The sequence below is a fragment of the Pseudomonas sp. S44 genome, from assembly GCF_016624805.1.
Classification (GTDB): domain Bacteria; phylum Pseudomonadota; class Gammaproteobacteria; order Pseudomonadales; family Pseudomonadaceae; genus Aquipseudomonas; species Aquipseudomonas machongensis.
In genome coordinates this window covers 19,937-46,675 of sequence record NZ_JACVTY010000008.1, presented here as the reverse complement: position 1 = coordinate 46,675, position 26,739 = coordinate 19,937, and the positions used below count along the sequence as shown (strand labels likewise).

Here is a 26,739-nt window from a genome sequence, read left to right as displayed (position 1 = left end):
GATCACCGCGCCGTCACGGCTGTTTTCCAGCAGCCAGAGCGGGTGGATCGGCGTGTTGAGCTTGCTGGTCAGCTCCTGGTAGTAGTCGGTGGACAGGCGCAGCAGCCAGTAGCCGCGGTCCTGTTCGGCGGGCTGGCGCAGCAGCAGGTAGACCAGCTGGTTGTCGCTCGAATTGCCATAGAAGTAGGCATTACCCTGGTTCAGGCGCACCAGGCCGTCGATCGTTTGACGGTCCGGGCTGTCGCGCAGGCTGTCGCCGCGGATCTGCCCATTGCTGTCCAGCCAGGCCAGGCCGCGCAAGGCCGGCAAGCGTCCCCTGAGGGTCTGCAGCAGCGCCGGCAACGCCGCCGGTGACGGTGGCTTGACGTAGGGCTGCACCAGATTCATGGCTTGCTGCGCCTTGAGCGCCATGTTCAGGGTGAGGTGGTCGGCCAGTTCCGCACTCGTCGCCACGCTTTGCTGGCGCAGGTCGGCCTGTGTGTGGCGGAACTGCGAGAACAGTTGCCAGAACAACAGACCCAGCAGGACCAGGGCCAGCAGAGCAAGCGCACCCTTGAGCGAGCCTCGCAACGAAGCAGACGGCGCAGGGCGCTGGATGGGCGGTTGGGTGAAGTTGGTCAAGCGTTGGTCCTGCGATTGGGCTGGCGAAGGCAGGGGAGATCATGCACGCGGCATGCCGCCGTGGCGCACTATAAGGCCGGACATACGAAAGCGGCTAGGTTCAACCTCATATGTATCTGCACTCGCCCATACTGCGTTGAAACGGAGCGAGCAATGCTCATGTACTTCAGTACACTGGGCTTGCTCGCTCCGTTTCGCCTTGTCTGGCCTTCGCGCAGACACATTTTCAGACTGACCCTAGCATGCCTTGGATTATGGCAAAGTGCCAGTCCATATGTCGCCGATCCAGTGCTGACCGTGCATTCGGCAACCCGCTTCCACCTGTGCGAGAATGCCGGCCGTTTCATAGTCAATGCATCGGAGAAGTACGGTTTGGTTACTCACTATTCCACCAATGGCCTCGATTCCGCCTGTGGGCGCAGCAGTCAGACCCTGGTCAGCACTGCCGTGGCCGACGACGTATCCTGCAAGTCCTGCCAGCGCTCGTTCACCAAGCCCGACGCCGCGGCTGCGCAGCGCAAGACACCCTCGCTGGCCGAGCTGCGCAAGTCGGCCAAGGTTGCTGTCGAGCCTGTCGCGGCGGCGGTCGTCACGGCCGATTTGGAGCCCGCTGCCAAGGTTGTGAACAAGTCGGCGAGCAGGTCGGTCCAGACCCCTGCCCGTGCCGGCGGTTTCAGCACCAAGGCTGCCTGGGCCGCGCGCCTGGCCGAACAGAGCGGGCAGTCTCGCCTGCCGCGCGGCATGGGCAAGCAACGCCACGTCTGAGTCACGCTGCTTGTGGTGGCGAGGCTTGCCTGCGAAAAAGCCCCTGCGCTGTCTGGCACCCGCCAAGCCGGTGTTCGGGGCCAGGCCTATCGATCTGTTACCCGTTCGTCATTGAACGCCTGGCCCTCGATCGCGATGCGCCTGGCATACCCGACGCCCCATACCAACGCCCGGCTCATGTTTTCGCCCGGGCGTTGGACATAGGCTTGTTCGTATAACGCCGAGCCATCGGCGCGATAGACACCGATGAACAACTGTGTCGCCCCCGTACGCGACAAGCGTGCCTGCACTTCAAGGCAGGCTCCGGTGTTCAGTGTCTCCTCATGGATTTGGTGGTGCAGGATCGGGTCGTACCACTGTCGATAGGTTTTGCCTCTTTTTTTCATGTGTCTACCCTCTGCATTGTTGTCAGCGGTAGATCACTTCCTGTGCGTATTCCGTCCAATTCGAACGGCACCATCGGACAGTCGGCAGACTTGTACAAATAGTCCTTGTTTGTACACCTAAGTTGTCGTCAATCCATAAATCCAAACCCATTCCTGATTGTCATTGGACAAGACTTTCGGGCCGTTGATAAGCGTGGCTGATATGCCCGCTCGCCAGGTTTGTGTCTACAAGATTAAAGACTCAAGTTCATTAGAGCCTTTCGTCCCCGCATTCAAAATCTTTTGCACGATGAGCCGTTTGCCCCCGGTCACTCATTTACACAGACCGTTCTGTGTAACTAACGACATGAGGTGTCAATCATGGCTAACAATCAAGACAATCGTGGCAATCAGGGTGGTAATGCCAACACCAATCCGGGCAACTTCGCCAACGATCGCGAAAAAGCCTCCGAAGCGGGACACAAAGGCGGCCAGGTGTCCGGGGGCAACTTCAAGAACGATCCGGAACGCGCTTCCGAAGCAGGCCACAAAGGTGGACAAGCATCCGGTGGCAACTTCAAGAACGATCCTGAACGTGCCTCCGAAGCTGGCCATAAGGGAGGCCAGGTGTCGGGCGGCAACTTCGCCAATGATCGTGAGAAAGCCTCCGAAGCGGGGCGTGTCGGTGGACAGCATAGCCACGGCGGCGGTCGCAAGAGTGACGACAACCGCTAGCCATCCGTGAAAAGCGCAAGGGCAGCCGAGCTGCCCTTATGCGTTGATGAGGACCCGCTTATGTTCATGCACAACAAACGATTGCAGTACACCGTGCGCGTGGCGCAACCCAATCCCGGCCTTGCCAATTTGCTCCTGGAACAGTTCGGAGGCCCACAGGGTGAGCTGGCTGCAGCCATGCGCTATTTCACCCAGGCTGTCAGTGAGGACGATCCAGGACGCAAGGACATGCTCTATGACATTGCGACCGAAGAACTCAGCCACCTGGAGATCATCGGTTCGATCGTGGTGATGCTCAACAAGGGGGCCAAGGGCAACCTGGCCGAAGGCATAGAGAGCGAGGGCGAGCTTTACCGCTCGCTGACCGGCGCCGGCAACGACTCCCACATCACAAGCCTGTTGTATGGGGCTGGGGCGCCGCTGGTGAATTCCGCCGGCGTACCCTGGAGCGCAGCCTACATCGATACCATTGGCGAACCGACTGCCGACCTGCGTTCGAACATTGCCGCCGAGGCTCGCGCCAAGATTGTCTACGAACGGCTGATCAACGTCACCGATGATCCTGGCATCAAAGATGCGCTGGGTTTCCTGATGAGTCGCGAGATCGCCCACCAGATGTCGTTCGAAAAGGCGTTGCATGCCATCCAGCCAAACTTTCCACAAGGCAAGCTGCCGGGAGACCCTGAACTCAATCGCACCTACTTCAATCTGTCCAAAGGCGGTGAAATGCGCGGGGCGTGGAACGAGGGACAAGACTGGGTCTACGTCGACGAACCCCAGCCTGCAGTGGACGGCGGCGATGGATCGGCCAGTGTCCAGCTCGACGAAACCAGTGCGCAGATTGTCGAGGCAATGAAACTCCGTACTCAGTCGAATCCAGAGGCGCAACCTTTGACCGGGGCGGAGCTCGGCAAGGTCAACAATGGACAGCAATGAGAACACCCCGCGCCGGAGATGATTCGGCGCGGGGCGCTGGTCAACGCTTGGCTTCGGTGTCTGGGGGGGTGATCGGGCCGGGAACGCGCGGGTCACCTTTGGCAAGTGGTCCTTCAGCCATTCAGTCATGGCCACTTCTTCCTTGAGAGTTGAGCAGCAGGCTTGCGCAGTGGCTCTCCCTTCGACCGCAACCCTATGTGGACCGCCCCGCAAGCGCTGCCGCGGGCGTTTGGCCAGCGACATGAGACCTCTTTTCAGACAGGGCACATCGTACCCAGCAAGCGAATTTGCGCTGAACGCCCTTAAAGCTCGACAATGGCCCATTTTGCAAAGCTGGCCAGGTAGTTGTCAGTTTTATTCACGTTTGTGCAAGAGGTCCTCAGAATGGCTCAATACGTCTACACCATGCATCGGCTGAGCAAGGTCGTGCCGCCGAAGCGGGAAATTCTCAAGAACATCTCCCTGTCGTTCTTCCCCGGCGCCAAAATCGGCGTACTGGGCCTGAACGGCGCCGGTAAGTCCACGCTGCTGCGGATCATGGCGGGTGTCGACAAGGAATTCGATGGCGAAGCCCGTCCGATGCCCGACATCAATGTCGGCTACCTGCCGCAGGAGCCCCAGCTGGACGCGAGCAAGACCGTGCGTGAAGTGGTCGAGGAAGCGGTCAGCGTGATCAAGGACGCCCAGGCGCGCCTGGACGAGGTCTACGCGGCCTACGCCGACCCGGATGCCGACTTCGACAAGCTGGCCGCCGAGCAGGCCAAGCTCGAAGCCATCCTGCAGGCCGCCGACGGCCACAACCTGGAGCGTCAGCTGGACGTCGCCGCCGATGCCCTGCGCCTGCCGGCCTGGGATGCGAAGATCGAGCACCTGTCCGGTGGCGAGAAGCGCCGTGTGGCGCTGTGCCGCCTGCTGCTGTCTGCCCCCGACATGCTGCTGCTGGACGAACCGACCAACCACCTGGACGCCGACTCGGTAGCCTGGCTGGAGCGCTTCCTGCACGACTTCCCCGGCACCGTGGTGGCCATTACCCACGACCGCTACTTCCTCGACAACGTCGCCGGCTGGATCCTGGAACTGGACCGCGGCGCGGGCATCCCGTACGAAGGCAACTACTCGGGTTGGCTGGAAGCCAAGTCGGAGCGTCTGGCGCAGGAATCCAAGCAGCAAAGCGCCCACGAGAAAGCCATGAAAGAGGAACTGGAGTGGGTGCGCAAAGGCGCCAAGGCTCGCCAGTCCAAGTCCAAGGCCCGTCTGCAGCGTTTCGAAGAGATGCAATCGCAGGAATTCCAGAAGCGCAGCGAGACCAACGAGATCTACATCCCGGCAGGTCCGCGCCTGGGCGACAAGGTCATCGAGTTCAAGAATGTCTCCAAGGGCTATGGCGATCGCGTGCTGATCGACAACCTGTCGTTCTCCATGCCAAAAGGCGCCATCGTCGGCGTTATCGGTGGTAACGGTGCCGGTAAGTCGACCCTGTTCCGCATGCTGATGGGCAAGGAGCAGCCGGACTCGGGCAGCATCGAGATCGGTGAAACCGTGCAACTGGCCTGCGTCGACCAGAGCCGCGAGGACCTGGACGGCAGCAAGACCGTGTTCCAGCAGATCTCCGACGGTTCCGACCAGATTCGCATCGGCAACTACGAGATCCCGTCGCGTACCTACGTGGGCCGCTTCAACTTCAAGGGCGGCGACCAGCAGAAGTTCGTCAAGGACCTCTCCGGTGGTGAGCGTGGCCGTCTGCACCTGGCGCTGACCTTGAAAGAGGGCGGCAACGTCCTGCTGCTCGACGAACCGTCCAACGACCTCGACGTCGAGACCCTGCGTTCGCTGGAGGAAGCCCTGCTGGACTTCCCGGGCGCCGCCATCGTGATTTCCCACGACCGTTGGTTCCTGGACCGTGTGGCGACCCACATCCTGGCCTACGAAGATGATTCGAACGTGGTGTTCTTCGAGGGCAACTACACCGAGTACGAAGCCGATCGCAAGAAGCGCCTGGGCGACGCTGCTGCCCAGCCGCATCGGGTACGGCACAAGAAGCTGGCGCAGTAAGCCGGTTTTCGTTGCACAAGGATGGGGCCCTCAGGGGCCCCATTTTTGTGCCTGGCTGGGAGCGGTGGTGGCTTCATTCGCGGGCAAGCCCGCTCCTGCAAGGGCTTGGAACTGCAAGCTTCCCTGTGGGAGCGGGCTTGCCCGCGACTGCCACACCGCGGTGACAATTTGTATACATTTATATAAAACGCACCAAAAAAATTCAGAAAAACGACATTTTGCCCTGTTCCAGTGCGATTGCTTCTTGATAGAGTCCGGGAAAAATCAATAAGTCCAATCCTCTTGGTGAGATGTCTACCATGATCGAATCCGTCGACCATTTCCTTGCACGCCTGAAGCAGCGTGACCCTGCCCAACCCGAATTCCACCAGGCCGTCGAAGAGGTGCTGCGCAGTCTCTGGCCATTCCTCGAAGCCAATCCCCACTACCTGCAGGCCGGCATTCTCGAACGCATGGTCGAGCCGGAGCGTGCGGTACTGTTCCGTGTGTCGTGGGTCGATGACCAGGGTAAGGTCCAGGTCAACCGCGGCTATCGCATCCAGATGAGCAGCGCCATCGGCCCGTACAAGGGCGGCCTGCGTTTCCATCCGTCGGTGAACCTGGGTGTGCTCAAGTTCCTGGCCTTCGAGCAGGTCTTCAAGAACTCGCTGACCTCGCTGCCCATGGGGGGCGGCAAGGGCGGCTCGGACTTCGACCCCAAGGGCAAGAGCGACGCCGAAGTCATGCGCTTCTGTCAGGCGTTCATGAGCGAGCTGTACCGCCACATCGGTGCTGACCTCGACGTGCCGGCCGGCGATATCGGTGTGGGCGCCCGTGAGATCGGCTTCATGTTCGGCCAGTACAAGCGCCTGGCCAACCAGTTCACCTCGGTGCTGACCGGCAAGGGTATGACCTACGGCGGCAGCCTTATCCGTCCTGAGGCCACCGGCTACGGCTGCGTGTATTTCGCCGAAGAGATGCTCAAGCGCAAGGGCCTGCGCATCGACGGGCGTCGCGTGGCCATCTCCGGTTCTGGCAACGTCGCCCAGTATGCGGCGCGCAAGGTCATGGACCTGGGCGGCAAGGTGATCTCGCTGTCCGACTCCGAGGGCACGCTGTTCTGCGAGGCCGGGCTGAACGACGAGCAGTGGGATGCGCTGTTGGAGCTCAAGAACGTCAAGCGCGGCCGCATCAGCGAGCTGGCCGAGCGTTTTGGCCTGGAGTTCCGCAAGGGCCAGACCCCGTGGAGCCTGCCGTGCGACATCGCCCTGCCGTGCGCCACGCAGAACGAACTGGACCTCGAGGATGCCCGCACACTGCTGAGCAACGGCTGCATCTGCGTGGCCGAAGGCGCCAACATGCCGACCACCCTGGAAGCGGTGGACGTGTTCATCGAGGCGGGTACCCTGTTTGCACCGGGCAAGGCGTCCAACGCCGGTGGCGTCGCGGTGTCGGGCCTTGAGATGTCGCAGAACGCCATGCGCCTGCTGTGGACGGCGGGTGAGGTGGACAGCAAGCTGCATGCGATCATGCAGTCGATCCACCATGCCTGCGTGCACTATGGCGAGGAGGCCGATGGGGCGGTCAACTACGTCAAGGGCGCGAACATCGCCGGCTTCGTGAAAGTGGCGGATGCCATGCTGGCGCAGGGCGTGGTCTGATTCGAGATCGTCGGGGCCGCTTTGCGGCCCAATCGCGGGACAAGCCCGCTCCCACAGGGATTGGGCTGGTCTTTAGATTTTGAGCAAGACAGTTGCTCGTACAGGAATCGCGATTGGGCTGCGCAGCAGCCCCTAACCCTCTCCCAGGATCTCGACCACCTCGATGGACAGATCCCCTGCAGGCCGCCGCCATACCACTTCATCCCCAGGCCCCGCGCCAAGCAGCGCCCGCCCCAGCGGTGAGCCCCAGTTGATCAGCCCCCGCGCTGCATCGGCCTGATCTTCCCCGACCAGCTGCACCCTGTGCTCCTCATCCTGCTCATCGACGAACCTCACCCGGCTACCGATCTGCACCTTGTCCTGCGAGGTTGCAGGTGGCACCACCTGGGCGCTCTGTACGCGTGCCCGGAAATAGCGCAGGTCGCGCTCGGTATCGGCCAGGCGCTGTTTGTCGGCATGCTCACCCTGGGCTTGCAGATCGCTGTGCAGGGCAATGAGCGCCGCCACGCGTTGCTGCAACTGTGCAAGCCCGCTGGCGGTGACGTAGTTGGGCTGGTCGCTGACCCGTCGCTCCACCGGCTGGCTGGCCTGGGCGGCGGCCTGGTCTTCGTTGACGAATGCTCGGCTCATGAACGGCCTCCTTGTTTCTGGAGACCATGGTGAGGGCTGTCGGGTTTCCCTGAATGTCTGGCTGCGACCTAATTGTGGCGATAGGCGCGCGCGGCACCGCGGTCTTTTTCCTGTTGCCAGTCGCGGTCACGCTCGTCCCAGTAGCGCTCTCGGTACTGGCGCGTGTCTTCGCTGTTCTGCATGGCATGGCACTGGCGAAAGCCGTCGTCCCAACCGCTTTCGTAGCGGCGGTCGTGGAGGTAGCGCGGCACGTCCTTGCGAAAATCACCGACCATCAGCCCGGCTGCCTGGCGGCCGCTGCTGCAGCCGTCCTGGAATCCATCGGCGTAGGCCGGTGGATAGCCCTGGTCGAGCATCTGCTCGTGGGTGGACTGGCAGCCGACCAGCAGCAGGGTTATCCACAGGGCGAACGCGTACCGCAACATAGACTCTGGACCTCCGGGTGATAGGGGAAGTCTAGGTCGCGAATTGTCGTGGCGATGTCAAAACGCCGTCGAAGGATTGCGCGTCATGATGCGAATCCCTGTGAGTGGTATCAGTACTGATACCACTTCAATTCGAGCATCACCTCGTTCTGCGCGGTGGCCAGGTGGCTGAACTCGCGCTTGGCGCTCAACCGCAGGCCCAGGTTCTGCGAAATCTCCCACTGCTGGTTCAGGCTCAGGCTGCGCCGCACTTCGCCATTGGTGAAGTAATCGCCTTTCGCCTCCAGGGTCATGTTGCCCAGCCCGTTGCGCCACAGCAGGCCGCCATTGAAACCGGCTGCCGGCGAGATGAACTCGGCGAAGTCGTTGTGGTGTTCGACCCGCACCGTACCGAGAGCGAAGCCCAGCAGGCCGTCGGCGAGCTGCCAGGTGCCACCGCCGCCACCGTTGACGTGGCTGACCAGCACCTCGTCGTCATGCTTGCCCGGCACCCGCTCGAGGCCGCCGGCCACCTGCCACGACCAGGGTTTGAGCAGCTCGTTGCGCGGGGTCAGTGAGCGGATGGTGGCCAGGTCGAGGCGTTGCACCTGCCAGTCGTTGCCCTCGTACTGGCGCAGCTTGAGCTGGAGAATCTCGATCTGTGCGCCGAGCGGGAAGCCGTAGGCGTTGTCGTTGAGGTCGTGGTAGGCCATGCGCAAGCCATACTCGGCGAAGGCGCGGTCTTCGCGGGTGCCGACACCCAACTGCCAGGTCCGCGACTGGTGACCGTCTTCAGGCAGGCCGGGGCGTTCGATCTGCAGCGGTGGCGGCGGGTTGCGGTTGATTGCCCGCAGCAGCTCGAAGCTGCGCCTGGCCTGTTCGGGGTCACGCTCCTGGCCGGTGGCGCGGTAGCGTTCCAGGCGATAGGCGGCATCTTGTACCAGGGCCTGGCGTTCGCGGGGCAGGGCGTTGAACGCGGGGCTCTGCAATTGCGCGGTGTCGGCGCTGACGGCCAATACCTGCTGTTTTTCGTGATGGTCCAGTGGCTCGGCGCGGGCCAGCAGCTCGCGTTCGCGCGATGGCCGGTAGCGCACATCGGACACCAGCCCCGACTGCTTGACGGCCTTGACCGTGTCGGTGGGGATGGCGGTGAGCGGGAACTGCGAGGTCAGGTCCAGCCCGGGGCGGGCGACCTGCAACAGCTCCAGCAGGCGGTAGGAGCAGTTCTCGTCGAAGAAGAAGTAGTCGAACTGCACCTGCTTGAGTTCCCAGACGTGCTCGACCATGCGCCCGGTCTCTTCAGGCGTCAGGTCCAGCTGGTACTCCCACAGGTCGCGGTTCTCCAGGCTGCGGTATTCGGAGAGTTTCTCCTGGTACGGCATCATCGCGAACAGCCCGGGGTAGCCGCCCATCAGGCCTTTCCAGGCGTAGAGGATGCTGTTGTCGCTGCCTTCGATATAGGCGCCGAAGTTGATCGCGTAGCTGAGCAGCGTGGTGTCGTTGCTGCGGGTGTCGGCCTTGTCGATGCGCAGCAGGGTATGGCCGAACATCGAGGACGGGCTGTTGAGGTAGGCCGCCGGGAAGATCAGCACCGCGCTGTGCGGTGCGACGTCGGCGTACCAGCGGCTGTATTCCTGGCAGTCCGGGGTCGGCAGGTCGCTGAGCTGCAGTTGCTCGCGCAGCCAGCGGGTGCGCGCCGGAAAGACGCATTGGGCGTGTTTGTCGCCCAGGCTGGCCGGGGCATACAGCGCATCGACCGTGGCCCGCAGTTCGCGATCCGGATGATGGGCGCCGTCCTCGGCGAGAAAGAATTTGTCGTCGTCCACATAACTGCGCCAACCGCCCAGCTTGGCGGTTTCGTAGTGACCCAGTGCGATCCAGTAGCGGTCGGCGGCCAACTGCTGCACGCGCGCCTCATCCAATGAAGGTGTCGCGTAGGCAGGGGCGCAGGCGCATAACGTCAGGTAGGCGAAGCGTTTGAGCATATCGGGCAACTACTTCTGAATGATGCCGAAGGGAGGCGGGCGAAACCCGCCCCGCAAGCGGGGCGGGCAGGGTCGAACTTACGCTTCGGTAGCGTATTTCGCCAGTTGCGGATCTTTTTTCAGGACCGCGATGGTGTTGTTGTGGACATCTTCGGCAGTGACGTTGGCGCTGCTGAAGATCTGCTGGAAGTGGTCGTGGGTGACCGAGGCGAAGTGCGCGCGGTCTTCGGGTTTGACGCCCAGTACCACGGCGTAGGTGGTCAGGGCTTCGCCCTGGCCCTGGGCCATGTCTTCGGACAGTTCGTTCATGGTGCCATTCATGGCCAGCCACGATTTACCGCCGTAGGTGAGCGCGGCCTTGGTGGAGCAGCCGTTGGTGCCGGAGGTCATGCCGAAGGTGGCGTTACCGGAGGTGCCGTTGGTGGTGGAGGCCAGGAAGTGCGCCGGAGTGCCGCGCTGGCCTTCGAACAGCAGGTTGCCCCAACCGCAGTTCGGGCCGCCTGGCGCTTCGGCCATGGCATTGATCGAAACCGCGGCGAACAAGGTACCCAGAAGAATCCGTTTCATAGCGTTATTCTCTTTTTCGATACGTATCAATGATCAGGGTTGTCTGGCAGTTCACTGCCAGGACGGGGAAGCGTTTTACCCACCCGCGCAGTTTGGAGTTTAGGCACGATCCAATAGTTGCGTAGTTGATTGCGAAAAAATCTTGGACAAACCTTTTTAACGCCTGCGACATAAAGTCCCGCGGAGCCTTGCAAGGCGCGCGCCCCCGGCGCCAGAATGCTGCGTATCCGCCCCGCCGAAGTAAGGAAACCCAATGCCCGATCCTGTTGCTGCGCGCCTGCGTCTCGCGCCCGAAGCCCTGACCCGGCGTTTTTCCCCCGAGCAGTTTGCCTTCACCAACACCGATGATCTGGAGCCGTTTCGCGGAGTACTGGGCCAGGAGCGTGCCGTCGAGGCCCTGCAGTTCGGCGTGGCCATGCCACGCCCTGGCTACAACGTCTATGTGATGGGCGAGCCGGGCACCGGCCGCTTCTCCTTCGTCAAGCGCTACCTCAAGGCCGAGGGCAAGCGCCAGCAGACCCCGGCTGACCGGGTCTACGTCAATAATTTCGAAGACACCCGCGAGCCGCGTGCGCTGGAGTTGCCGGCAGGCACTGCTGGCGAGTTCATCGCCGATATGAACGGTTTGATCGGCAACCTGCTGGCGACCTTCCCGGCGGTGTTCGAGCACCCGTCCTACCAGCAGAAGAAGGGCGCCATCGATCGCGCCTTCAACCAGCGCTACGACCGTGCCCTGGATGTGATCGAACGCGCGTCGCTGGAAAAGGACGTGGCGCTGTACCGCGACGCCAGCAATGTCGCCTTCACCCCCATGGCCGACGGCAAGGCGCTGGATGAGGCCGAGTTCGCCCAGTTGCCTGAAGAGGTCCGCGAGCAGTTCCACGAAGACATCGCCGAGCTGGAGGAGCGTCTCAACGAGGAGCTGTCCAGCCTGCCGCAGTGGAAGCGCGAGTCGAACAATCAGCTGCGCGAACTGAACGAAGAAACCATCACCCTGGCCCTGCAACCGCTACTGGCCCCTCTGTCGGAGAAGTACGCCGAGAACGCTGCGGTGTGCGCCTACCTGCAGTCGGTGCAGTTGAACCTGCTGCGCACCGTGGTCGAGCAACTGGTCGACGATGCCAAGACCGACGCGGTGGCGCGCAAGATGCTCGAAGAGCAGTACGCGCCAAGCCTGGTGGTGGGGCATCCGGTCAATGGCGGCGCGCCGGTGGTGTTCGAGCCGCACCCGACCTACGACAACCTGTTCGGTCGCATCGAGTACAGCACTGACCAGGGCGCGCTTTCCACTTCCTACCGCCAGCTGCGTCCCGGTGCATTGCACCGCGCCAATGGCGGCTTCCTGATCCTGGAAGCGGAAAAAATGCTGGGCGAGCCCTTCGTCTGGGATGCACTCAAGCGCGCGCTGCAGTCGCGCAAGCTGAAAATGGAGTCGCCGCTGGGCGAGCTGGGTCGCATCGCCACCGTCACCCTGACGCCGCAGATGATCCCGCTCAACGTCAAGCTGGTGATCATCGGCTCGCGTCAGCTCTACTACGCGCTGCAGGACCACGATTCGGACTTCCAGGAGATGTTCCGCGTCCTGGTCGACTTCGACGAAGACATGCCGATGGTCGACGAGAACCTCGAGCAGTTCGCCCAGCTGCTGCGTACGCGTACCAATGAAGAGGGCATGGCGCCGCTGACCAGCGATGCCGTGGCGCGCCTGGCGACCTTCAGCGCGCGCCTGGCAGAGAACCAGTCGCGGCTCTCGGCGCGTATCGGCGACCTGTTCCAGCTGGTCAGCGAGGCTGACTTCATCCGCCAGTTGGCCAACGACGAGATGACCGACGCAGGCCACATCGAGCGTGCGCTCAAGGCCAAGGCGACCCGCACCGGGCGGGTGTCGCAGCGGGTGCTCGATGACATGCTCGCCGGCATCATCCTGATCGACAGCGAAGGCGCTGCCATCGGCAAGTGCAACGGCCTGACGGTACTGGAGGTCGGCGATTCGGCATTTGGCATGCCTGCGCGGATCTCCGCCACGGTCTACCCGGGTGGTAGCGGCATCGTCGACATCGAGCGTGAGGTCAACCTCGGCCAGCCGATCCACTCCAAAGGCGTGATGATCCTCACCGGGTACCTGGGCAGCCGCTACGCCCAGGAATTCCCCCTGGCGATCTCGGCGAGCATTGCCCTGGAACAGTCCTATGGCTATGTGGATGGCGACAGTGCCTCGCTTGGCGAGGCCTGTACGTTGATCTCGGCGTTGTCGCGCACGCCGCTCAAGCAGTGCTTCGCCATCACCGGTTCGATCAACCAGTTCGGCGAAGTGCAAGCGGTGGGCGGGGTCAACGAGAAGATCGAAGGTTTCTTCCGCCTGTGCGAAGCGCGTGGCCTGACTGGCGAGCAAGGGGTGATCATCCCGCGCGCCAACGTTGCCACGCTGATGCTCGACGAGCGCGTGCTGCAGGCGGTCGAAGCCGGGCGCTTCCATGTCTATGCGGTGAGCCAGGCCGATGAAGCGCTGAGCCTGCTGGTGGGCGAGGATGCCGGGACGCCGGACGAGAAGGGCGAATTCCCTGAAGGCAGCGTCAACGCGCGGGTGGTCGAGCGTCTGCGGGTCATCGCCGAGATGATCAGCGAGGAAGAGATCAAGGAGGCCGAGAAGGAACGGCTGGAGGAGATGGTGGCCCAGGCCAAGCCGGCCTGAGTCAATAAACTGGCGCTGGCGGCCAAGTGCTACCGTTCAGCGCCGGTTTTCCAGCAATGCCCACCTGTCATCTATGCTGGAACTTAAGGAGTTTTCAGGGTTCAGGATGGAAACAGCCTGTCTTGCAGGCTGAACAAGGCTTCTCAGAGGGGACGCCGCCATGCGCAACCTCAGCCTCACCCGCCAGTGCCTTGGCCTGGTGACCCGCATCGAGTGCAGCATCCGTCCGCTGGCCGGCGACAACGGCATGTGGACCTTGCTGTTTGCCGCCGGCATGTCCGGTGAACAGCCTTCGGCGATCAAGGCACAAGGGCCGTTTCATGGGCCGATGGTGGCCGAATCGGTGATGAACGCCGTTGTCGACAGCTTGACCCTGCACGGCTACCAGGTGGCTGAAGACCCGCAGATCTGGTGCCTGCACCTGCAGGCGCAATTGCGGCGGATCAACGGAGAACGTTGCCGCAATATCGGGGACTACCAGTTCCGTCCGGATAATTGAAGAGGACTCTGCGGCAACCCGCCGCAGACTTTTGCTGTCATTGATGGCTGGCTATACTCGCGCACGCTTTTCCAGTCATCTCATGAGTCCCTATCCTCCATGGAACGTATTCTCGAAAACGCGATGTATGCCTCTCGCTGGCTGCTCGCACCCATCTATTTCGGCCTGTCGCTGGGCTTGCTGGCGCTGGCGCTGAAGTTCTTCCAGGAAGTGGTCCACGTCCTGCCCAACGTCTTCGCGCTGAGCGAAGCGGACCTGATCCTGGTGATCCTGTCGCTGATCGACATGTCGCTGGTCGGCGGCCTGTTGGTGATGGTGATGATCTCCGGCTACGAGAACTTCGTCTCGCAACTGGACATCGACGAGAGCAAGGAGAAGCTCAACTGGCTGGGCAAGATGGACTCTTCTTCGCTGAAGATGAAGGTTGCGGCGTCAATCGTGGCCATTTCCTCGATCCACCTGCTGCGCGTGTTCATGGATGCGCAGAACATCTCCACCGACTACCTGATGTGGTACGTGATCATCCACATGACCTTCGTGGTCTCGGCCTTCTGCATGGGCTATCTGGACAAGCTGACCAAGCATTGAGTCGGTGTCGCCCTTCTCGCGAGTTCGCCCGCGAGAAGGGCGACGTGCTTCCGACCGACGAGTGGCCCCTTGTCTAATCCCGGCTTCTGTACAAAAAATGAGCACTCATGTGGGCTTCCCACAGCGAGGTGCATCCATGAACCTGCATCAGCTCAATACCGAGGCCAGGGCCGGCCACGTCGATGAACTCAACCTGATCGCCATCGAAGGCGGCGATTACCTGCTCGAGGCCCGGATCAAGGGTCATGCCCATCCGTTGAACGATCCCCGTGGCGAGCGCCTGCGGGTGCACTCGGTCGAAGATGCTCGCTTGCTCCTGCAAGCCCTGCCCATGCTGTCGATGAACCTGGTGCACTGGTCGGTGCAGGATGAGATGTGCGGGATGGGCAGCCACCCGGAGGAAGACCTCAAGGTCCCGATATCCCAGCGTTCGGCCTGGTAGCTGCTTCGCGCGGCCCCAGTGTGCTAGGCTGCTTGCCCTTTTGACCAAGGGCGCGGATGCAGTGCGCCCTTAAGCGGAGCAAGCCAATGTCCGAACTCAACCTGTCCACCGACGAATCCCGCGTCAGCTACGGCATCGGCCGTCAGCTGGGCGGCCAGCTGCGCGACAACCCACCACCAGGCGTGAACCTGGAAGCGATTCTCGCTGGCCTGACCGACGCCTTCAACGGTGCCGACAGCCGTGTCAGCGAAGCCGACCTGTCTGCCAGCTTCAAGGTTATCCGCGAAGTGATGCAGGCCGAAGCTGCCGCCAAAGCCGAAGCTGCTGCCGCCGAGGGCAAGGCCTTCCTGGTCGAGAATGCCAAGCGTGACGGCATCACCACCCTGGCTTCGGGCCTGCAGTTCGAAGTGCTGACCGCTGGTAGCGGCGCCAAGCCGAGCCGCGAAGACAACGTGCGTACCCACTACCACGGCACCCTGATCGACGGCACCGTGTTCGACAGCTCATACGAGCGCGGCCAGCCTGCCGAATTCCCGGTAGGTGGCGTGATCGCTGGTTGGACCGAAGCGCTGCAACTGATGAACGCTGGCAGCAAATGGCGCCTGTACGTGCCGAGCGAGCTGGCCTATGGCGCGCAAGGCGTTGGTAGCATCCCGCCGCACAGCGTGCTGGTGTTCGACGTCGAGCTGCTCGACGTTCTGTAAGACTGCGTTGTCTTCATCGCGGGACCAGCCCGCTCCCACATGTGCCCTGCAGGCTCTAATGCGCAGGTTTACTGGTGGGAGCGGCTGTCTTGTTCAAAATCTAAAGACCAGCCCAATCCCTCTGGGAGCAGGCTGGTCCCGCGAAGAGGCCGGTAATGCCGGCCTCAATTCCAATCCGTTCCCCCTGGGCGCAACGCCCGCGCATAGCAGAACAGAAACAGATTCCTCACCAGCTCCTTCAGTACTCCAGGCTCACTCGAGTTCAGGCCGTTGAGGTCCAGGTCGCCCTGGTCACGCAGTTCGTCGAGTGCTTCTTCCTCGAGTACGGCACAGACTTCGCCGGTCTCGCGATGGAGGATGCGCAGGTAGGGATGGGGGCGGTCGAGCCAGGCGTCGATCAGGTAGGTCATGGCTATTCTCCTTGGAAAGCGTTCCAATGAGAATAATTCTTATTATCAAAATAGCAAGTGACTATTGGATTAATTCTGCCGAAGGGTGCAGATGATCCCGTTGCAGGATCTGTCAGGGCCACCCGAGGGCAGCCCTGCAAATAGCCTCAGACCTTGCGCACGAACTCGGACTTGAGTTTCATCGCGCCGATGCCGTCGATCTTGCAGTCGATATCGTGGTCGCCGTCGCACAGGCGGATGTTCTTGACCTTGGTGCCGACCTTGACCACCAGCGACGAGCCCTTGACCTTGAGGTCCTTGATCACGGTGACGGTGTCGCCATCCTGCAGGACGTTGCCGACCGAATCTTTTTTCACCACGTCATCGCTGGCCGTCTCGGCGTCGCCGCTGGCCGACCACTCGTGGGCGCATTCGGGGCAGATCAGTTGGGTGCCATCCTCGTAGGTGTATTCGGAGTTGCAGGCGGGGCAGGGCGGCAGAGTGCTCACTTCGGTTCCTTGGTGTACAGAGAGTTAAAGGCGCACATTGTATAAGGTTTTGCGGCGAAAATGTTTTTTGTCCGCACCAGAGCATTCGCGGGCAAGCCCGCTCCCACAGGACCCAAGTACATCAGGTCCTTTGTGGGAGCGGGCTTGCCCGCGAATGAAGACGACTCGATCTATCAGTGCGTACGCGCGACCGCAAACTCGCTCAGCTCGACCAGTGCATCACGGTATTCGCTTGCTGGCAGCACTTCCAGGCAGGCGATGGCGCGGGCGACGTAGTCGCGGGCCATCCGTGCGGTGTAGTCGAGTGCGCCGGAGGCTTCGACGGCAATGCGGATCTGCTCGAGGTCTTCCAGGCCGCCCTTCTGGATGGCCTGGCGCACCAGCGCCGCCTGCTCTGGTGTGCCTTCGCGCATGGTGTAGATCAGTGGCAGGGTGGGCTTGCCTTCGGCCAGGTCGTCGCCGACGTTCTTGCCCAGGGTTTCGGAGTCGCCCTTGTAGTCGAGCAGGTCGTCGACCAGCTGGAAGGCCACGCCCAGGTGGTCGCCGAAGGTGCGCAGGGCCTCGCGCTGTTCGTCGCTGGCGCCGGCCAGCGCTGCGGCGCTGTGGGTCGAGGCTTCGAAGAGCATGGCGGTCTTGCCGCGGATGACGTCCATGTACACCTCTTCGGTGGTGCTGGCATCACGCACGCGCGACAGCTGCAGCACTTCACCCTCGGCGATCACCCGGGTGGCCTTGGACAGGATCTGCATGACCGACATCGAGCCCAGTTCGACCATCATTTCGAACGAGCGCGAATAGAGGAAGTCGCCGACCAGCACGCTGGGGGCGTTACCCCACAGGGCATTGGCAGTGGAGCGGCCGCGGCGCATGCCGGACATGTCGACCACATCGTCGTGCAGCAGGGTGGCGGTGTGCAGGAATTCGATGGTCGCGGCCAGCAGGCGCAGGTCGTCGCCTTCACGGCCCAGGGCCTTGCCACACAGCAGCACCAGCAATGGGCGCAGGCGCTTGCCACCAGCGGATGTGATATAGTCGCCGATCTTCGATACCAGCGGCACGCGCGAGGTCAGCTGCTTCTTGATGATCTCGTCGACGGCGCTGAAATCGTCAGCTACCGCGCGGTAGAAGGATTGGGGTTGCATCGGCTGCTCCATTGAGGTTGCGCGGCATGCTAGGTCGCGGGTCCCGGTGTGTCAAGGCGCACTGCCTGCGCTGCGGGGCCGGTACTTGCAAGGCTTTACCGGGTTGCGTACAATCGCGCACCCTAACTTCCTGGGCAGCACCTGCCTTACGCAATTGCACCGGGCCGTTCCAGCCTCGTGCAGCCATGCCAGCCAATACTCATCATATAAAGCGCTGGGTGAGCAGGATTATCGGAGATTCAAAATGTCCTACGCAGTAATCGTTACCGGCGGCAAGCAGTACAAAGTCGCTGAAGGTGAATTCCTCAAGATCGAAAAACTGGAAGTCGCCACTGGCGAATCCGTGACTTTCGATCGCGTTCTGCTGGTCGCCAACGGTGAAGAAGTCACCATCGGTGCTCCAGTCGTTGCTGGCGCCAAAGTAGTGGCCGAAGTTGTTTCGCAAGGCCGCCACGACAAGGTTCGTATCATCAAGTTCCGTCGTCGTAAGCACCACATGAAGCGCATGGGCCACCGCCAGTGGTTCACCGAGATCAAAATCACCGGTATCCAGGCTTAATCCCCTAGGTCCCCTGAATTTATTTGGAGAATTGAACCATGGCTCACAAGAAGGCTGGTGGTAGTACTCGTAACGGTCGCGACTCAGAATCGAAACGCCTTGGCGTGAAGATGTATGGCGGCCAGGTTATCAAGCCGGGCAACATCATCGTCCGTCAGCGCGGCACCGAATTCCACGCTGGCTACGGCGTTGGCATGGGCAAGGATCACACCTTGTTCGCCAAGATCGACGGCGTGATCAAGTTCGAGAAGAAAGGCGAGTTCAACCGCCGTTACGTGAGCATCGTCGCCGCTTAATCGCGACGTCGCTCCAGAAGCCCCGTCATGCGACGGGGCTTTTTCGTTTGTGGTGAGCCTCTTGCAAAGCTGTTTGTCTGGGCTGCCGGCGTTGGTTTCTGATGATACGGGGCCGCCGCGCTCATTTTTGCAAGAGCCTCAGGGTTTTCTGGTTTTCAGCTCGTCGTCCGACGAGAGGCGGTTTTGAATGAAGTTTGTTGACGAAGTATCGATCCGGGTAAAAGCCGGTGACGGCGGTAACGGTTGCATGAGCTTCCGCCGCGAAAAATTCATCGAGAACGGTGGTCCCAACGGCGGTGACGGTGGCGACGGCGGCTCGGTGTACATGGTGGCCGACGAGAACCTCAACACCCTGGTCGACTACCGCTACACCCGCCACCACGAGGCCCAGCGCGGCCAGAATGGCGGCAGCACCGATTGCACCGGCAAGAAGGGCGAGGACCTGTTCCTGCGCGTGCCGGTCGGCACCACGGTGATCGATGCCTCCACCCAGGAAGTCATCGGCGACCTGATCACCCCGGGTCAGAAGCTGATGGTCGCCCAGGGCGGCTGGCACGGCCTGGGCAACACCCGTTTCAAGTCGAGTACCAACCGTGCGCCGCGTCAGACCACTCCTGGCAAACCAGGCGACCAGCGCGACCTGAAGATGGAATTGAAAGTGCTGGCCGACGTCGGCCTGCTGGGCTTGCCGAACGCCGGCAAGAGCACCTTCATTCGCGCCGTCTCTGCCGCCAAGCCGAAGGTGGCCGACTATCCGTTCACCACCCTGGTGCCGAACCTGGGCGTGGTCAGCGTCGACCGCTGGAAGAGCTTCGTCATCGCCGACATTCCCGGCTTGATCGAGGGCGCCTCCGAAGGTGCCGGTCTGGGTATCCGCTTCCTCAAGCACCTGGCCCGTACCCGTGTGCTGCTGCACCTGGTCGACCTCGCGCCGTTGGACGAAAGCAGCCCGGCCGATGCCGCCGAAGTGATCATCAACGAGCTGGCGCAGTTCAGCCCGGCGCTGGTCGATCGCGAGCGCTGGCTGGTGCTGAACAAGGCCGACATGCTGATGGAAGACGAGCGTGACGAGCGTGTGAAGGAAGTCGTTGATCGCCTGAACTGGGATGGCCCGGTCTACGTGATCTCGGCCATCTCCAAGCAGGGCACCGAGAAGCTCAGCCACGACCTGATGCGCTTCCTCGAAGACCGCGCCGACCGCCTGGCCAACGACCCGGCCTACGCCGCCGAGCTCAACGAACTCGACCAGCGCATCGAAGACGAGGCCCGTGCCCAGCTGCAGGCCCTGGACGACGCTCGTACCCTGCGTCGTACCGGCGTCAAGAGCGTCCACGACATCGGCGACGATGACGACTGGGATGACTTCGAGGACGACGAGGACGGCCCGGAAATCATTTACGTGCGCGACTGACCGGTTGCAGTACACTGGACGCCGCTCTTCGAGCAGTGTGCCGTGATCAGGCTTGGGCGTTGAGCCCATCGCGGGACGAGCCCGCTCCCACAGGTCCGCTGCGATCCTTAATGGGAGCGGGCTTGTCCCGCGATGGCCTCAACACCCTCTCACGGTACGCCGCTCAAATGAGCGGCGTTTTGGTATCTACAGATTCGACATAGGTTGGAAGAGAAGATGCGAAGCAAGGTGACGGGCGCCAAGCGCTGGGTCGTGAAGATCGGCAGTGCGCTGCTGACCGCCGATGGCAAGGGCCTCGACCGTGGTGCGATGGCGGTCTGGGTCGAGCAGATGGTCGCACTGCGTGAAGCGGGCGTGGAACTGGTATTGGTCTCCTCCGGGGCCGTGGCCGCAGGCATGAGCCAGCTGGGCTGGACCACGCGACCGAGTGCGATGAACGAGCTGCAGGCGGCCGCCTCGCTCGGCCAGATGCGCCTGGTGCAGGCCTGGGAGTCGAGCTTCGGCGAGCACGGCAAGCACACCGCGCAGATCCTCCTGACCCACGACGACCTCTCCGACCGCAAGCGCTACCTCAATGCCCGCAGCACCCTGCGCACCCTGGTCGACCTGGGCGTGGTGCCGGTGATCAACGAGAACGATACCGTGGTCACCGATGAGATCCGTTTCGGCGACAACGACACCCTGGCCGCGCTGGTGGCCAACCTGGTCGAGGCCGACCTGCTGGTGATCCTCACCGACCGCGACGGCATGTTCGACGCCGACCCGCGCAACAACCCTGAAGCCCAACTGATCTATGAAGCCCGCGCCGACGATCCGTCGCTCGACGCCGTGGCGGGCGGTACCGGTGGCGCCCTGGGGCGCGGTGGCATGCAGACCAAGCTGCGTGCCGCACGCCTGGCTGCGCGCTCCGGTGCCCATACCATCATCATCGGTGGCCGTATCGAGCGTGTACTGGACCGCCTGAAGGCCGGCGAGCGCCTGGGCACCTTGCTGTCGCCTGAGCGCGGCATGCTCGCTGCGCGCAAGCAGTGGCTGGCTGGCCACCTGCAGACCCGCGGCACCCTGGTGCTCGATGCTGGCGCTGTGAAGGCCCTGCGCGAATCGAACAAGAGCCTGTTGCCGGTCGGCGTGAAGACTGTGCAGGGCAGCTTCCGCCGTGGCGAGATGGTGGTCTGCGTCGGACCCGATGGCCTGGAAGTGGCCCGTGGCCTGGCCAACTACAGCGCCCTGGAGGCGCAGAAGATCATCGGTCAGCCGTCGGACGCCATCGAAAGCCTGCTGGGCTACAGCGCCGAGCCCGAGCTGGTGCACCGCGACAATCTGGTCCTGGTCTGAAGGAGACGCCCATGCTGAAAAGGATGTTTGCCGTGGCAGCGCTGATGCTGCCGATGCTGGCCGACGCCGAGGAAATCGGCCAGGTGTCCACCGTGTTCAAGTTCCTTGGGCCCAACGACCGCATCGTGGTCGAGGCGTTTGACGATCCCAAGGTCGAAGGTGTGACCTGCTACCTGTCGCGAGCCAAGACCGGCGGCGTGAAGGGTGGGTTGGGGTTGGCGGAGGACCGCGCAGAGGCATCGATCGCCTGCCGTCAGGTTGGGCCGATCAACTTCAAGGGTGAGCTCAAGGATGGCGAGGAGGTGTTCAAGGAGCGCACCTCGCTGGTGTTCAAGACCATGCAGGTGGTGCGTTTTCTCGACAAGAAGCGCAATACGCTGGTGTACCTGGTGTACAGCGACCGGATAGTCGAAGGTAGCCCGCAGAATGCGGTGACGGCGATTCCGATCCTGCCTTGGGCGCATGCCCAATAAACGACGCAGCTCCCCCTGTGGGAGCGGGCTTGCCCCGCGATAGGGCCCGACCTGGCGGCGAGGTTGCCAAGTCGGGCCCTATCGCGGGGCAAGCCCGCTCCTACAGGAATGGGCCGCGGTTGCCTCAGGCCAGCTCTTCGGCCTGATCCTCACGCACGATCGCCTTCACTTCATCCCGGCGGCTGATGTACTTCCAGTCCGCCTCGTCGATGTAGATCCCGTTCGGCCCGCTGCCGCCTTCCAGGTCGATCGCCACGCGCGCCGACACCTGCGGCTTCACGCTCGCCAGAATCGGCACGAAGCCCAGTTGCTGACTGGTCTCCAGCAGCGCCGCCTGGTTGCGTTCGTCGATGTCCGCCGCTTCGTCGAGGTAGTAGGGCAGGCGGATGCGCCCGGCCAGGTCGCGGTCCATCAGGTGCAGCAACAGGTACATGTTGGTCAGCGCCTTGATGGTCATGGTGGTGCCGTTGGATGCGGCGCCGTCGATGTCGGCGTGGATCACCGGCTGGCTGTTGATCTTGGTGATCTCGAAGGCCAGCTCGAACAGGTCTTTCAGGCCCAGCTGGTTGTGATTGGCCGCCACCAGCCGCGCCAGGTACTCCTTGGCCTCTTCGTTCTTGTGATCCTGCTCGGCGCTCTGCGTGAGATCGAACACCGACAGCGTTTCGCCTTCCTCGTACTGGCCGGCACTGTGGATGATCTGGTCGATGTGCTTGAGCGCTTCCTTGTTCGGCGCCAGCACCACGCGGAAGCTCTCCAGGTTGGACACCTGGCGCTTGTTGATCTCGCGGTTGAACAGCGCCAGCTGGTGCTCGAGGCTGTCGTAGTCGCTGCGGATGTTGCGCAGGGTCCGGGCGATGTCGGTGACCGCCGCGCGGCGCGCCTTGGCCAGGGTGAGAGCTTCCTCGGTGCGGTGCGAGTAGGCGTTGATCAGCAGCATCAGGCGACGTTCCATGTCGTCTTCGCTGTCGAACTTGGCCACACCTTTCAGGCGCACCTGGGCGTACAGCGCCTCGATCTGGTTGTCGACGCGCTGCAGCGCCTGCCAGCTGTCCTGGTAGTCGTTGAGCAGCGGCAGCAGGTTGTCCATCGAGTCGTCGACCGGCTCCATGAACGGCGTGCCGAACGGCAGGTCGGCCGGCAACAGCTGGCGGCGGCGCAGGGCATCGTCCAGGGTGCGCTGCTTGGCTTCCATGTCGGCGATCTGGCGGCCGACCAGTTGCAGCTTGGCCGACAACTGCTGGACGCGTTCGGTGAAGGCGTCGCTGGAGCGCTTGAGCTCGTCCTGGGCGGCTTCGAACTGCGCCAGTTGCTCCATCTTCTCTGGCTCTTCGGCGCTCAGGGTCTCCGTGCGGCGGAAGTCCTCAAGGGCCTTCTGCGCATCCAGCACCTGCTGGTACAGCGCCTCGGTCTGGGCCTTGCTCGCGGCGCGGTCCAGGGCCACGGCCTGCTGGGTCTTGAGCTGCTTGAGCTCCTTTTCCAGGCGTTCTTTCTGGTCGCGCAGGGCCGCACGGTCGGCCAGTGCCTGCAGCGCTGGCGGCTCGATGTGCGACAGGTCGATGGACAGGCCCGGCACTTCGAAGCGCTCGCCCTTGAATCTGTCGAGCACGCCTTCAAGCGTCTTGACCCACAGGTCGCTGTCGTCCAGTTCGATGCCCCGATCACCCAGCGGCAGGCTGAACAGCGCGCCGTTGAACAGGCGCATCAGGCGGTCGACGTCCTGTTGCGAGAACTCTTCGCGCAGGCGTGCGTAGCTGTTGTTGTCGGCGTGTTCGAGCTGCTGCTTGACCGCTTTGACGCGTTTTTCGAGGTCGCGCACGCGCTCGTCGAGGTCTTCGGCGGAGAACTGGCGCGACTGCGCCAGGGCGCCGGCCAGCTCGTCGTGGGCGTCCTTGGCGGCGAGCAGTTGCTGCTCCAGGACCTTGACGTCATCGACCAGGGCGAAGCGGTGCTTGAGCACCGACAGCTCGCCGAGCCAGCGCTGGATGCCGGTGATCTCGCGTTCCAGGCGCATCAGCTCCTGGGTGCCGCCACGCTGGTCGTTCTGCAAGCCATCCTGCTCGGCGCGGTAGTGCTCGGCCTGGATCACCAGCTCTTCCTTGCGCGCTATGGCGTAGTCCTGCCAGGTGCCGAGCAGGCTGTCGAGCAGGGGGGAGAGACGGTGCAGCTTGCCGCGCAGGATGTCGCGCTGGGCCACGCCGCCGGCAAGTGCTTCGACCAGCGGGCCGGCAGCGACCAGGGCGTTGTAGTCCTGCTCCATGCGGCGCACGTCGCGGAAGGCTTCTTCACAAGCCGCAATGTAGTCGACGCTGCCCGAGCGCAGGCTGTGCTCGAAGGCATCCAGGAACAGCTGCTTGAGCTTGGCGGCAGTGATCTCGCGCATGTGCAGCAGGTTGATGAACAGTGCGCGGAAGGTCTTCAGGCTCTGCTCGCTGGTCGAGCGCAGCGGGATCAGGGTGAGGTCCAGCGGCACCGAGGTGTGGCCGCCGACCAGCAGCCGGCGCAGTTCGTCCGGCTTGAGTTCGTAGGCCTTGAGGCCGTTGCGCTCGAGGTTGGTGAACAGCTCTTTCTGGCGCAGGCAGGTGTCGTCTTTCTGGTAGTGAGCCAGGTCCAGCTCACCCTGGTAGGCGAAGAACTGGTGGCCGAAGCCGCCGCCCGGGCCGCGCCCGACCACGCCGATCACGTGCGGGCCGTGGGGCAGGTTCAGTTCGCAGAGGATGTAGCTGGTGTCGCTGGCGAAGTAGAAACGCCGCGACTGCTCCAGGCTGTACTTGCCGAAGCTCATGTCCGACATGCGCGCCAGGATCGGGAATTGCAGGGCGTTGATCGATGCCGATTTACCCAGGTTGTTCGCGCCATAGACCGACAGCGGATGTTCCAGCGGGAACAGGCCGAGGCTGTAGCCGGCGGTGTTGAGCAGTGCGAAGCGGCGAATGCCGTAGCGTTCCTGGCTCATGCGTCAATCTCCTGTTGCTCTTCGCGGATGGCCCGGGCCAGGGCGTCCTCTTCGCTCTCTTCGCCCTCGAAGGGGGTGAGGTCGAGCGGATCGTCGGTGCGGTTGAGTTGTTCCGGGGTTTCTTCCTCGACCAGCACCGGGACCGGCAGCGGCAGGTCGCTGTGCAGGGTGGCGGCCAGGTCGCGGTCCTGCTGGACCGACAGGCACACATCGAGGAAGCGGTGCATCGGCGGCAGGAAGCGGTAGATGCCGCCTTCTTCATGGGCGAAGCCCAGCTGGGTCATGCGGCGCAGGATCTTCTCTTCGAGCTCCTCGACCGTCTGCACTTCGGCCTGCAGGAACAGGTCGCGGTATTTCTCCAGCAGCGAGGGCAACTCGTCGCGGCCGATGCTGCCGCCGTCGAGCACGGCCATCGGGTCGCGGCCCTGGTCGGCCAGGTGCTCGACCAGGATGAAGGTGAACAGCGACAGGCGCTGGGCGGTCTTGTTGACCTGCGCGGCGGCCTGTTCGGGGACGAAGTAGTAGAAGCCACGGGTGTCGCAGACCAACTCGAAACCGAGCGCCTTGAACAGGGTGCGGTACTGGTCCTGGAAGTTCGACAGTTGGGCGTACAGTTCCGGGTCGCGGCGGCTGACGTGGAAGCCCTTGAACAGCTCGCGGAAGATCGGCGCGAGCTGGGACAGTTCGGAAAGATCAAGATGCATTGGCTGGGCTCGCGGTGGATTCGGTGGCTGCCGGTTGTTGTTCGCGGCTGGATGTCAGGGCGAAGGAACGCAGGCTGACCAGGTGTTCGCGGGTGGTGTAGTCCTGGCGCTGCAGGCGCTCGCGGCTGAAGCGCTTCTCGCGCGAGAGGCGCGAGAACCAGTACAGCAACTCGTCGGTGGCGCCTTCGGGTTCCTGCTCCAGCAGCCAGACCATCAGGTCAGGCAGCGGCAGGGCGTCTTCGCAGCGCTCGAGCATTTCCTTGACCGTACGCGGCGCGCGTGGCAGCGGGCCCTTGTGGGTCTTGTGCGCCTTGGGGAAGCGCGCAGGCTTGGGCTCGAAGCGGGCCAGGGCATAGACATAGGCCTCGACCTGGCTGGCGCTGCCGAGGAAGGTGCTCTGCGGGCGGGTGAACATCGGCATGGCCGCCTGCGGCACGGCATCGATGCCTTTCTTGCGGATCACCGACAGCGCCAGTGCCGCGCCGCGGGTGACGGCGTTGTGCCGGCGCGCTTCCTCGCGCAGTGGCAGCAGCAGCTCGCGCGCGTGGCGCAGGGTGAGCTGTGCGCTGGTCTGCATCTCGAGGATGCGCGCGTGGGTGCGCAGCAGCATGTCGTCATCGACCAAGTGGCCGAGGCGCGCCTGCTCGCCCAACAGGCGCAGCAGCACGGTCTCGACCTTGCGTACGCCCTGCTCGAAGGCACCGTCGGCGTTGACCAGCTGGATCATCGGCTCGACGTATTCGTCCCAGGTCGCCAGCACTTCGGCGTAGCGCTGGCGCAGCGGGATCTGGCGGTTGCTGGTCTTGGCCCGTTCGGCCACCGCGACCAGCGCCTGTTCGTCGTTGTCGAGCTTCTTCAGCACATCGCGCACGCGCATGTCGAGCAGGCGTAACTGGCGCGCCAGGTCGTCGCTGTCGCGGTTGTCGAAGGCGTCCTGGATGTGCCCGGCGAGGCGCTCGAGGTGGCGCAGGTAGGCTTCGATCTCCAGGCACAGGCCCAGGCGGTGCTCGCGACGCAGGTAGGCGAGGAAGTCGTGGATCTGCGCGTTGAGCTCGAAGCGGTTCGGGCTCTTGGCCACCGGGACCAGGATATCCAGGCGAATCCACACGTCGAGCAGCTGGGTGATGTCCTGCGGCGTGCTCTCCACCTGCTGGCGGGCCAGTTGCTGACGCAGCTCGACCAGGCTCAGGGTGCCCTGGTCGAAGCGCTCGCACAGCGGCTCGATCAGGGCCCAGTGTTCGGCTAGGGCGCGCAGGACGCGCTTGGGTTCGATCATTGGCGGGTCGACTCTTGCCAAATAAAAGGGGCGATTGTACTGCATACGGGGGGGAGGATTTCAC

At 63.0% G+C, this 26,739-nt stretch carries 26 protein-coding genes and 1 pseudogene; 16 read left to right on the top strand and 11 right to left on the bottom strand.

All coding sequences use genetic code 11. The features are described 5' to 3' along the window. The first annotated feature begins 993 nt into the window (after window positions 1-993). Window positions 994-1,386: a hypothetical protein gene (locus IAE40_RS08750; protein WP_063546878.1), complete on the top strand. Its 393-nt coding sequence runs from the start codon at window positions 994-996 to the stop codon at window positions 1,384-1,386. Between the two features lie 86 nt (window positions 1,387-1,472). Here the strand turns inward: IAE40_RS08750 and IAE40_RS08745 are convergent, their stop codons facing one another. Beyond that, entirely contained in the window at window positions 1,473-1,772 is a 300-nt protein-coding gene (locus tag IAE40_RS08745; RefSeq protein WP_153774729.1) for a hypothetical protein, read from the bottom strand. A gap of 360 nt (window positions 1,773-2,132) precedes the next feature. Between IAE40_RS08745 and IAE40_RS25835 the strand changes: the two are divergent. The 5 genes and pseudogenes from IAE40_RS25835 to gdhA form a co-directional block, all read left to right on the top strand. Further along, a pseudogene (locus IAE40_RS25835) lies at window positions 2,133-2,393 on the top strand (general stress protein); the annotation flags it as partial. Further along, entirely contained in the window at window positions 2,379-2,486 is a 108-nt protein-coding gene (locus tag IAE40_RS25710; protein WP_231100338.1) for a general stress protein, read from the top strand. The pseudogene IAE40_RS25835 and the gene IAE40_RS25710, both read left to right, overlap by 15 nt. Before the next feature lie 60 nt (window positions 2,487-2,546). After that, window positions 2,547-3,422, top strand: coding sequence for a manganese catalase family protein (locus tag IAE40_RS08735; protein ID WP_153774747.1), 876 nt, complete (start codon window positions 2,547-2,549; stop codon window positions 3,420-3,422). 384 nt (window positions 3,423-3,806) lie between these two features. Then, a complete protein-coding gene (gene ettA / locus IAE40_RS08730) occupies window positions 3,807-5,474 on the top strand; it encodes an energy-dependent translational throttle protein EttA (RefSeq protein ID WP_054894058.1) in 1,668 nt (555 codons plus the stop codon). 299 nt (window positions 5,475-5,773) lie between these two features. Next, window positions 5,774-7,114 carry an NADP-specific glutamate dehydrogenase gene (gene gdhA / locus IAE40_RS08725; RefSeq protein WP_200603026.1) on the top strand — a complete coding sequence of 447 codons (1,341 nt, stop codon included), beginning with the start codon at window positions 5,774-5,776 and terminating at the stop codon, window positions 7,112-7,114. Window positions 7,115-7,246: 132 nt separating this feature from the next. On the opposite strand, the gene IAE40_RS08720 is transcribed toward gdhA, so the two are convergent. From IAE40_RS08720 to IAE40_RS08705, 4 genes are all read right to left on the bottom strand, one after another. After that, window positions 7,247-7,744 carry a GreA/GreB family elongation factor gene (locus tag IAE40_RS08720; protein WP_063546126.1) on the bottom strand — a complete coding sequence of 166 codons (498 nt, stop codon included), beginning with the start codon at window positions 7,742-7,744 and terminating at the stop codon, window positions 7,247-7,249. Window positions 7,745-7,812: 68 nt separating this feature from the next. After that, complete coding sequence (locus IAE40_RS08715) at window positions 7,813-8,169, bottom strand: hypothetical protein (protein ID WP_054894060.1); 357 nt, start codon at window positions 8,167-8,169, stop codon at window positions 7,813-7,815. Window positions 8,170-8,279: 110 nt separating this feature from the next. Next, window positions 8,280-10,133: an Lnb N-terminal periplasmic domain-containing protein gene (locus tag IAE40_RS08710; RefSeq protein ID WP_200603025.1), complete on the bottom strand. Its 1,854-nt coding sequence runs from the start codon at window positions 10,131-10,133 to the stop codon at window positions 8,280-8,282. Between the two features lie 78 nt (window positions 10,134-10,211). Further along, window positions 10,212-10,700, bottom strand: a complete 489-nt coding sequence (locus IAE40_RS08705; RefSeq protein WP_065864072.1) for a DUF3015 domain-containing protein — start codon at window positions 10,698-10,700, stop codon at window positions 10,212-10,214. 253 nt (window positions 10,701-10,953) lie between these two features. On the opposite strand from IAE40_RS08705, the gene IAE40_RS08700 reads away from it, so the two are divergent. From IAE40_RS08700 to IAE40_RS08680, 5 genes are all read left to right on the top strand, one after another. Further along, the gene (locus tag IAE40_RS08700; protein WP_054894063.1) at window positions 10,954-13,392 is read left to right on the top strand and encodes a Lon protease family protein; all 2,439 of its coding nucleotides are present in this window, start codon (window positions 10,954-10,956) and stop codon (window positions 13,390-13,392) included. Between the two features lie 160 nt (window positions 13,393-13,552). Continuing rightward, window positions 13,553-13,891 carry a PA4575 family protein gene (locus tag IAE40_RS08695; protein ID WP_054894064.1) on the top strand — a complete coding sequence of 113 codons (339 nt, stop codon included), beginning with the start codon at window positions 13,553-13,555 and terminating at the stop codon, window positions 13,889-13,891. A gap of 99 nt (window positions 13,892-13,990) precedes the next feature. After that, window positions 13,991-14,479, top strand: coding sequence for a TIGR00645 family protein (locus IAE40_RS08690; RefSeq protein WP_003247486.1), 489 nt, complete (start codon window positions 13,991-13,993; stop codon window positions 14,477-14,479). Between the two features lie 136 nt (window positions 14,480-14,615). Continuing rightward, entirely contained in the window at window positions 14,616-14,921 is a 306-nt protein-coding gene (locus IAE40_RS08685; RefSeq protein WP_054894066.1) for a DUF6482 family protein, read from the top strand. A gap of 86 nt (window positions 14,922-15,007) precedes the next feature. Continuing rightward, a complete protein-coding gene (locus tag IAE40_RS08680) occupies window positions 15,008-15,625 on the top strand; it encodes an FKBP-type peptidyl-prolyl cis-trans isomerase (RefSeq protein WP_054894067.1) in 618 nt (205 codons plus the stop codon). Window positions 15,626-15,789: 164 nt separating this feature from the next. Here the strand turns inward: IAE40_RS08680 and IAE40_RS08675 are convergent, their stop codons facing one another. From IAE40_RS08675 to IAE40_RS08665, 3 genes are all read right to left on the bottom strand, one after another. Continuing rightward, window positions 15,790-16,035: a PA4570 family protein gene (locus IAE40_RS08675; RefSeq protein WP_054894068.1), complete on the bottom strand. Its 246-nt coding sequence runs from the start codon at window positions 16,033-16,035 to the stop codon at window positions 15,790-15,792. 146 nt (window positions 16,036-16,181) lie between these two features. Next, a complete protein-coding gene (locus IAE40_RS08670; RefSeq protein WP_054894069.1) occupies window positions 16,182-16,523 on the bottom strand; it encodes a zinc ribbon domain-containing protein YjdM in 342 nt (113 codons plus the stop codon). A gap of 173 nt (window positions 16,524-16,696) precedes the next feature. Further along, window positions 16,697-17,665, bottom strand: coding sequence for a polyprenyl synthetase family protein (locus IAE40_RS08665; RefSeq protein WP_200603024.1), 969 nt, complete (start codon window positions 17,663-17,665; stop codon window positions 16,697-16,699). A 244-nt stretch (window positions 17,666-17,909) separates the two neighbouring features. Here IAE40_RS08665 and rplU point away from each other — a divergent pair, with 244 nt between their 5' ends. The 5 genes from rplU (at window position 17,910) to IAE40_RS08640 (ending at window position 21,739) form a co-directional block, all read left to right on the top strand. After that, on the top strand, window positions 17,910-18,224 hold the full coding sequence (gene rplU / locus IAE40_RS08660) for a 50S ribosomal protein L21 (RefSeq protein WP_003247466.1): 315 nt from the start codon (window positions 17,910-17,912) through the stop codon (window positions 18,222-18,224). A 38-nt stretch (window positions 18,225-18,262) separates the two neighbouring features. Then, window positions 18,263-18,520: a 50S ribosomal protein L27 gene (gene rpmA, locus IAE40_RS08655; RefSeq protein ID WP_029614211.1), complete on the top strand. Its 258-nt coding sequence runs from the start codon at window positions 18,263-18,265 to the stop codon at window positions 18,518-18,520. A gap of 187 nt (window positions 18,521-18,707) precedes the next feature. Then, window positions 18,708-19,931 (top strand): Obg family GTPase CgtA, encoded by a 1,224-nt coding sequence (gene cgtA, locus IAE40_RS08650; RefSeq protein WP_054894071.1) that lies wholly within the window; start codon window positions 18,708-18,710, stop codon window positions 19,929-19,931. 216 nt (window positions 19,932-20,147) lie between these two features. Continuing rightward, on the top strand, window positions 20,148-21,266 hold the full coding sequence (gene proB, locus IAE40_RS08645; protein WP_054892485.1) for a glutamate 5-kinase: 1,119 nt from the start codon (window positions 20,148-20,150) through the stop codon (window positions 21,264-21,266). An 11-nt stretch (window positions 21,267-21,277) separates the two neighbouring features. Beyond that, window positions 21,278-21,739: a CreA family protein gene (locus IAE40_RS08640; RefSeq protein ID WP_200603023.1), complete on the top strand. Its 462-nt coding sequence runs from the start codon at window positions 21,278-21,280 to the stop codon at window positions 21,737-21,739. Window positions 21,740-21,863: 124 nt separating this feature from the next. On the opposite strand, the gene mksF is transcribed toward IAE40_RS08640, so the two are convergent. The 3 genes from mksF to mksB are packed head-to-tail and all read right to left on the bottom strand — an operon-like array spanning window position 21,864 to window position 26,675. Further along, window positions 21,864-24,695: an Mks condensin complex protein MksF gene (gene mksF / locus IAE40_RS08635; RefSeq protein ID WP_200603022.1), complete on the bottom strand. Its 2,832-nt coding sequence runs from the start codon at window positions 24,693-24,695 to the stop codon at window positions 21,864-21,866. Then, window positions 24,692-25,399, bottom strand: coding sequence for an Mks condensin complex protein MksE (mksE, locus tag IAE40_RS08630; RefSeq protein ID WP_054892489.1), 708 nt, complete (start codon window positions 25,397-25,399; stop codon window positions 24,692-24,694). Before mksE ends, mksF begins: the two co-directional genes overlap by 4 nt. Beyond that, a complete protein-coding gene (gene mksB, locus IAE40_RS08625; protein ID WP_054892490.1) occupies window positions 25,389-26,675 on the bottom strand; it encodes an Mks condensin complex protein MksB in 1,287 nt (428 codons plus the stop codon). Before mksB ends, mksE begins: the two co-directional genes overlap by 11 nt. Window positions 26,676-26,739 lie beyond the last annotated feature (64 nt).